The organism is Protofrankia sp. Cas8, from assembly GCF_963555845.1.
Classification (GTDB): Bacteria; Actinomycetota; Actinomycetes; order Frankiales; family Frankiaceae; genus Protofrankia.
The window spans coordinates 1-5,361 of the sequence record NZ_CAUVXI010000059.1; the positions used below are offsets into that span (position 1 = coordinate 1).

At 67.0% G+C, this 5,361-nt stretch carries 5 protein-coding genes; 2 read left to right on the forward strand and 3 right to left on the reverse strand.

What is annotated here, in order from left to right; translation table 11 throughout:
• Nucleotides 1-615: 615 nt before the first annotated feature.
• Nucleotides 616-1,044, forward strand: coding sequence for a protein-tyrosine phosphatase family protein (locus U9977_RS11205; RefSeq protein WP_322749164.1), 429 nt, complete (start codon nucleotides 616-618; stop codon nucleotides 1,042-1,044).
• 570 nt (nucleotides 1,045-1,614) lie between these two features.
• A complete protein-coding gene (locus U9977_RS11210; protein WP_322749165.1) occupies nucleotides 1,615-2,262 on the forward strand; it encodes a GNAT family N-acetyltransferase in 648 nt (215 codons plus the stop codon).
• Between the two features lie 133 nt (nucleotides 2,263-2,395).
• Here U9977_RS11210 and U9977_RS11215 read toward each other — a convergent pair whose 3' ends face one another.
• From U9977_RS11215 to U9977_RS11225, 3 genes are all read right to left on the reverse strand, one after another.
• Nucleotides 2,396-3,763 (reverse strand): N-acetylmuramoyl-L-alanine amidase, encoded by a 1,368-nt coding sequence (locus U9977_RS11215; protein WP_322749166.1) that lies wholly within the window; start codon nucleotides 3,761-3,763, stop codon nucleotides 2,396-2,398.
• Nucleotides 3,764-3,938: 175 nt separating this feature from the next.
• A complete protein-coding gene (gene trxA, locus U9977_RS11220; protein WP_322749167.1) occupies nucleotides 3,939-4,265 on the reverse strand; it encodes a thioredoxin in 327 nt (108 codons plus the stop codon).
• A gap of 301 nt (nucleotides 4,266-4,566) precedes the next feature.
• On the reverse strand, nucleotides 4,567-5,361 hold a 795-nt coding region (locus U9977_RS11225), incomplete at its 5' end, for an NAD(P)/FAD-dependent oxidoreductase (protein ID WP_322749168.1).

A 5,361-nucleotide genomic window follows, 5' to 3' on the forward strand; every position in this document is an offset into this window, starting at 1 on the left:
GGTGTCTGGTCCGACATTTCCACCCCGTCGGGCGATCAGAATTCCCTCGGGTGCCAGCACCCAAAGCCTCGGGACGTCCCCCGGTCCGGGCGCACTGCGGACACGGTTCCGGTGCCCCACGACGTCCCTTGACATCAGCACTGGCTGCCGGGGTCGGAGGGTCGGGCCGTCGGCGGCGATGGTGAACTCGCAGTCCGCACGTCCGCACGTCCGCACGTCCGGCGCCGTCGATGCTGGCACGGCTGGCACGGCTGGCACGGCTGGCACGGCTGGGACCGGGACGACCGCAGAACATCGTCACCGGCGCCCGCGGCCCGTGTCTGGTGGTGCGGGTCGCCGCTGTGAACATCCACGCCAGCGGCACCGGTCGGGAGCGGATTGACCAACTGGCTACCTGCAATCCCCGGGTCACCGGGGTCCGGGCCGGCGGCTCCTGCGTCGGGCTCCGCTGGGTCGTGCTCAGCGCAGCCGCATCAGCTGGTGCAGTTGCACACCGGCCACTGCCGCGAAGACGTCATCAGCACGCTGCTCGGTGAGCACGCTGACAGGCTAAGAGGGTTACCCTCGCACCATGATCGAACCATGATCGAACCATGATCGCACCATGATCGCACCATGATCGCACCATGGGAGCCCGCAGCGCCGGGCGTGCTGCGGCTGCCCTCCGGCCGGATCGTTCGCGGTCGGGGACTGCGCGTGCCGCTTCCGGCTGGTCCCGTTCCCACCTTCGCGTTGTATCTGCTGGGCCAGGAGGCACCCCCCGTTGTCTGGGAAAGCCGGTGGCTTCGCTGGCCCGACTTCTGGTTGCCATCCGACCGCACGGCAACCGTCGACGCGCTGCGCGAGGCATGGATCCGCGCCGAAGCCGAGCGCGTCGAGGTCGCATGCGCCGGTGGATACGGACGAACCGGCACGGCACTGGCCTGCCTCGCAGTGCTGGACGGGGTACCGGCCCGTGAGGCGGTTGCCTACGTCCGGGAGCGATACTCCCCACGCGCCGTGGAGACACCCTGGCAACGCCGCTTCGTCTCCCGCTTCCAGTAGCCCTCGCCCCATCAGCCACAACGTAGAGTGCCCGGCAACAGGGATGCGGCGTCGCGGGGCTGGGGCGCGTGCCTCTGTCCTCGCACTTCGCGATGCACGCACCCCAGCCCCACTCCTTCATCCACACCCCCATTGCCGGGCGATCCGCGCCCAGCCGGCCTCCTGGCCTGTCCAGATCCCACCGTCACACGGCGATCGAGATGGTTCTCCCACAGGGGTTCGCCCGCAGCGCTACCCAGTGCTGCGAATTCCGGCTCGAGGGGCCCGTCGTCGGCGACTCCGCCGCGGGCGTTTCACGTGGAACATTATGAACTCGCCCCCGCCCGTCCCACCCTGACGACGTGGTACGCGCCACGTTGAGGACTTCTCGTGCCAGGAGATGCAGCAGGGGTCGGTTCGCCGACGCCGACACCCCGCGCTCCTGGGCGCTCTGGCCGCCGGAAACGTTCGTCGTACCCGGACAGCGGTCATCTTCAATGAATATCTACACCGGATGGCCTAACCTGGATGTGTGAGAGATGTCAGTGGTGACCTCGACGCTGGATGCCTGGCCGCGTGGAACATCGCGATATGAGCCGTCGCATTGCCAACATCACTCTCGACAACATCGACGACATGCCGCGGCGGTGCCGTCGATGCGTCTTCTGGGAGCTGGACCCGGTCGCACGCAGTCGGGCGGAGGAAGCCGGGGGCACTGAACTGGAGAAGGAAGCGTGGGTGTCCTCAGCCCTTCTCGAGTGGGGAAGCTGCGGAAAGATCATTTATGTGGACGGCGTCGCGGCCGGGTTCGCGATGTTCGCACCGCCGGCCTATGTACCGCGGTCGGTCGCCTTTCCGACGAGTCCCGTCAGTCCGGACGCCGTGCTCCTCATGACTGCAAAAATCTTGGATGAGTTCGCTGGCCAGGGCTTGGGGCGTGTTCTCATCCAGTCGGTCGCCAAGGATGTGGTCCGCCGTGGGTTTCGCGCCATTGAGGCTTTCGGGGATCTGCGTGGCGAAGGGACCCGGTGCGTTGTACCCGCCGAGTATCTGCTTGCCGTGGGCTTCAAGACGGTCCGGCCGCACCACCGTTGGCCCCGGCTGCGGCTTGAGGTCAAGAACGCCGTGAGCTGGCGGGAAGAGGTTGAGGTCGCGCTTGAGCGGCTGCTTGGGTCGATGGCACCGGAGGCGATGCTGCGCCAGGTCGGTAGCGCGGCTGGGACAGCGCCGACGGGCTGACCGTGTCTCGGTGCCAATTGCCCTGGGAGACGGCCAGCAGGGATACGGCTAGCAGGGATACGGCTAGCAGGGATACGGCCAGCCCGTCGGCGGGGGTTTGCGGCAGAGTCGGTAGAAAGGGCCAGGCAGGGCCTCAGCGGGCCGTACGCGAGGCAAGCGTCGGCACCCGTAGCTGTCCTGTGGGTGGGTCGAGGTCCGGCGGCAGGAACAGCCGCTGTACCGCAGCGAGTATCCCCTCGGCGACGGTGGCCCGAAATTCCTGCGATTCGAGTGCGGCGGCATCGTGCGGGTTCGTGAGATAGCCCAGATCCGTACGGATGGCCGGCATCAGCGTTTGCCGAAGGAGCTCCCAGGTCTTGGCATGGGTCCGGCAGTTGACGAGGTCCGTGCGCGATACAAGTTCCTTCTGCACGAGCCCGGCCAGGCGTTCACCCACGGCGGACGATCCCCGGGCATTGCCAAAGTAGTAGGACGACACTCCCTGGGCACGCGGCGACTTGCCCGCGTCCAGATGCAACGACACGAGTAGGTCCGCGCCGATTTCGTTCGCCCGATGGGCACGTTCGGAGTCGTCCGGCGATTCGTGTGGACCGTGCAGCAGGTATGCCTCCAGGCCGGAGGCCAACAGTCGGGCCTCGAGTCGAGAGGCAAGATCGGCCATGAGGTCGCGCTCGCACAGCTGCCCGACGGTGACCCCCGGATCTCCCCCACCATGCCCGGGGTCGATCGCGACCACGACCCCGAGCAGGGACGGCCCCTGCTGAAGCAGGCGTACCGACTCCCGCAGCACATCCGGACGGCCGCCGACGACGGTCCGTTCCAGCTTCTTCAGCTCCCGCAGGGTCAGCGGCCCGCAACGGCCATCCGGTTCCAAGCCTCGGTTGTGCTGGAAGTCCTTGAGTGCCGCCTCTGTCTGCGAGCTGAAGATCCCGTCCGCTCGTCCCACGTCGAACCCCATGTTCGACAGCCGCTCCTGGAGTGCTGCCACATCGTCTCCGATGAACGGATGGTTGATGCTGTGGTACAGCAGGCGGTCGCCGAGCTTGCGACGGGCCTCGTCGAGCGCGCGGAAGGTGTCCGGGCCGATAATGCCGTCCGCGGACAGGCCTCGGCTCTGCTGAAACGCACGGACGGCATCGTCCAGTGCCTCGTCGAACAGGCTCCCGTCCGCCGCAGGGTCGGACCCCGACAGGTCGGACACGCGCCGGTCGGACATGTACGGATATGACACGTGCGGGTCGGTAGGATGAGGTAGGTCTGTGCTGGCTGGAACCAACAGCGGCCCGGTGACCGGGACCTCCGGCAGTGCGGGGGAACCATGATTGCGTAGCCTCGGGCCTCCCGAACCCGGCGCGGATGCGTCTGGCTGACGTGGCGCGGCCGGCAGAAACGACAGGGAGATCAATGCGGCGCGTACCTCGATGACGGATGGATCACGGTCGCCGAGACGCAGAAGCCTTGCCCCGCGGTTACCACTCGAACCTACTGACGGACGGGTCACGGGGACACAGGCTAACCCCGGATAGCGGCTTCGCCGCGATCCGGGGACCCCGAGCTCGTGGGCGGGCCGCTGTGCGGGGGCCTACCGATCCGGCTTCCCCGTGCCACGCCGAAGGCGTTGCACGGGGACCCCTGCCTCGTGGGCGGGCCACCATCACCCGCCACACAGGCCGTACTCAGATGTATGCGGAAAGATCCCGCAGAAGGGCTGCTTTCGGCTTCGCGCCGACGATGCTCTTATCCACCTCGCCGTTCACGAAAACGGCCATAGTGGGTATTGACATGATCTGATACTGCCGAGCGACCTGCGGGTTCTCGTCGATGTTGAGCTTGACTACGCGCAGCTTGTCGCTGTGCTCGGCCGCGATCTCCTCGAGAACCGGGGCGATCATCTTGCACGGCCCGCACCACTCCGCCCAGAAGTCGACGAGGACGGGCACGCTACTTCCCAGGACCTCGTCGGCGAATGTGCTGTCGGTGACGGGCTTGGTAACCCCAGCCATGATGATCTCCTTCCTATCGTTGCTACGGGGACGGTGTCGTGTCAGAACGACTCCGCGGACACAGTGCCCTGACGAACCTGGTGGATTCGGATCCAGGGGAACTTAGAGCGACCGGCAATAGGGGACGCGGCGTCGCGGGGCTGGGGCACGCACCTCGCCTCGTTGTCGTCGGTCGACACCCAACACCAGGGTGCCTCCCTCCTCCGCCTCGCGATCTACGTGCCCCAGCCCCGCTCCTTGATCCACCCCCCTATTGCCGGGCGCTCTTAGGGCATCCGGAATCCGTGACTGTCGCCGGCGCTCACTGCGTGACCGTCTCGGCGGGTGCCCGTGGTACCTGTTCGCCTTCGCCTTCGCGTGCGGCCAGCCAACGCTCCGCATCCAGCGCTGCTGCGCACCCGGTGCCCGCCGCCGTGACGGCCTGCCGGTAGATGTGGTCGACGACGTCACCGCAGGCGAAGACGCCTGAAAGGTTGGTAGTGGTCAAGGGATGGTCCACCACGATGTACCCGGCCTCGTCGAGCTTGAGCTGCCCACGAACAAGCTCCGACCGAGGCTCGTGGCCGATGGCGACGAACAGGCCGGTCGCGGGGATATCGTCCGTCTCGCCAGTCACGGTGTCGCGCACTGTGACGCCGGTGACCGTGTCGTCGCCGAGGATGGCCTCGACCACGGCGTTCCACCGAAAACGGATCTTCGGGTTGGCTAGCGCGCGTTCCTGCATGATCGCACTTGCCCGCAGTCGGTCTCGCCGGTGGATGATCGTCACGGACCGGCCGAAACGGGTCAGGAACGTTGCCTCTTCCAAGGCCGAGTCACCGCCACCGACGACGATGATGTCCTGGTCCCTGAAGAAGAACCCATCACAGGTCGCGCATGCCGACACGCCGTGGCCGAGGAGGCGGGCCTCGTCCGCGAGGCCCAGCATGCGGTAGGAGGAGCCGGTGGCGATGATCACAGTGCGGGCGAGGTATGTCTTGTCCGAGACGGTGATGATTTTCGGGTCGGCCCGCAGGTCGACCTCGGTGACGTCGTCGGCAATGAGTTCCGCGCCGAACCGTTCGGCCTGGCGCCGGATGCCCTCCATGAGTTCGGG

Excerpts from the sequence above, each read along its gene's own strand:
- U9977_RS11210 (WP_322749165.1), top strand. The coding sequence starts at position 1,615 with ATGAGCCGTCGCATTGCCAACATCACTCTCGACAACATCGACGACATG.
- U9977_RS11205 (WP_322749164.1), top strand. The coding sequence starts at position 616 with ATGATCGCACCATGGGAGCCCGCAGCGCCGGGCGTGCTGCGGCTGCCC.
- trxA (WP_322749167.1), bottom strand. The coding sequence starts at position 4,265 with ATGGCTGGGGTTACCAAGCCCGTCACCGACAGCACATTCGCCGACGAG.